Below are 1601 nucleotides of genomic sequence, written 5' to 3'. Positions count from 1 at the left end.
TTCCATGGGTGATACTGCAGAGCTGTTAGCGGCTGAGGGAGGTATCACCAGGGAAGAGATGGATCTGTGGTCGGAAAGCAGCCATCGCCGGGCAACCCAAGCCCTGGAGAAGGGATTTTTATCCGGGGAAATACTTCCCTTCAAGGTAACAAAGCCTGATGGAATTGAAACACTAATAGACCGCGACGAGAGTATCCGGTCAGACACTACTTACGAGAAACTTGCCACACTACCTCCTGCCTTCAGAAAAAACGGCTCTATTACCGCCGGAAACTCATCACCGCTTAATTCCGGTGCCAGCATGGTCTTGTTAATGTCTGAGGAAAAGGCTTTGCTTAATGGTATTCGACCCCTGGCTCACATCGTCTCCTTCGGATGGGGAGGTGTTGACCCCCTGGTCATGGGGAAAGGGCCTCTCCCGGCAAGCCGCATGGCCTTGTCCCAAGCCGGGCTTACGGTAAACGATATAGATTACTGGGAAATCAATGAAGCCTTTGCCGTGGTTCCACTCTGGCTGATCAAAAAATTGAGTTTGGACCCGGAGAAAGTCAATATCAATGGTGGTGCCATCGCCTTAGGTCACCCTCTGGGTGCAACCGGAGCAAGACTGGTAGGCACTTTATCTCGGATTATGGCCGAAAAAAGTGGCACCTACGGGATAGCTACAATCTGCATCGGGGGCGGCCAGGGGCTGGCAACTCTGCTCAGGAGCTATTGAATAATTATTATGGCGGCCACTTATCTACAGAAGTCTTGAAATCTCTATGGTTGCCTGGCCCTGCACCCCCACAACCTTTATGTGTAACTCTGGCTGGCATAAAATGACATTTAAGTTTTAGAGGTGATTGCTGAGGAGGTAGTGGTGCTATGGATTTTTGTATTTCTGATGAACTGGAAGCAATTCGTCGTTCAGTCAGGGAATTCGTAGAAAAGGAAATTTATCCCCGGGAAGAAATCATCGAAGAAGAAGATCGCATTCCGGAAGACCTGGTGGAAGGAGCGCGCAAGCTGGGCTTATTTGGAACCAGCATCCCCGAAGTTTACGGCGGATTGGGGTTAAACATGATCGGCAAATGCATCATCGGCGAGGAATTAGGTCGAGGGCACGCCGGTTTTTCCGGATTTATCGGCGCTCATACTGGAATTGGCACATCCGGCCTGGTCATGGTCGGCTCCGGCGAGCTGAAGCAAAAATACCTGCCGCAGATGGCTGAAGGACAATTGATCGCTGCTTTTGCTCTGACCGAGCCCAATGCCGGCTCTGATGCATCAGCCCTGAAAACTGTCGCCATAAAAAAAGGGGACCGGTGGTTATTAAACGGGATGAAGCATTTCATTACAAACGGCCCCGAAGCCGATATCGTAACCACTATGGCGGTGACAGATCCGTCCAGTGGCGCGCGGGGGATTACCGCTTTTGTTGTCGAGAAGAACTTCCCTGGGTACAAAGTTGGGAAAATCGAGAAAAAAATGGGGCTGCGGGGCTCTCATACCTCGGAGATCATCTTTGACGATTGCGAAGTGCCTGCAGAAAACGTGCTCGGACAAGAAAACGATGGTTTTGTCACTGCCTTAAAGATCTTGGCCAACGGCCGAGCCGG

General features: G+C 51.0%; 2 protein-coding genes. Both read left to right on the top strand.

Translation table 11 applies throughout. The features are described from left to right. Window positions 1–718 (top strand): acetyl-CoA C-acyltransferase (locus VLH40_04545; GenBank protein HSV31277.1); only part of this gene is annotated, 718 nt, incomplete at its 5' end. Between the two features lie 149 nt (window positions 719–867). Next, window positions 868–1601: acyl-CoA dehydrogenase family protein (locus tag VLH40_04540; protein HSV31276.1), on the top strand; the 734-nt coding region annotated here is incomplete at its 3' end.

This window comes from Atribacteraceae bacterium (genome assembly GCA_035477455.1).
Lineage (GTDB): Bacteria > Atribacterota > Atribacteria > Atribacterales > Atribacteraceae > DATIKP01.
The sequence above is the reverse complement of the archived record's forward strand: the minus strand, read 5'-3'. Positions and strand labels throughout refer to the sequence as shown.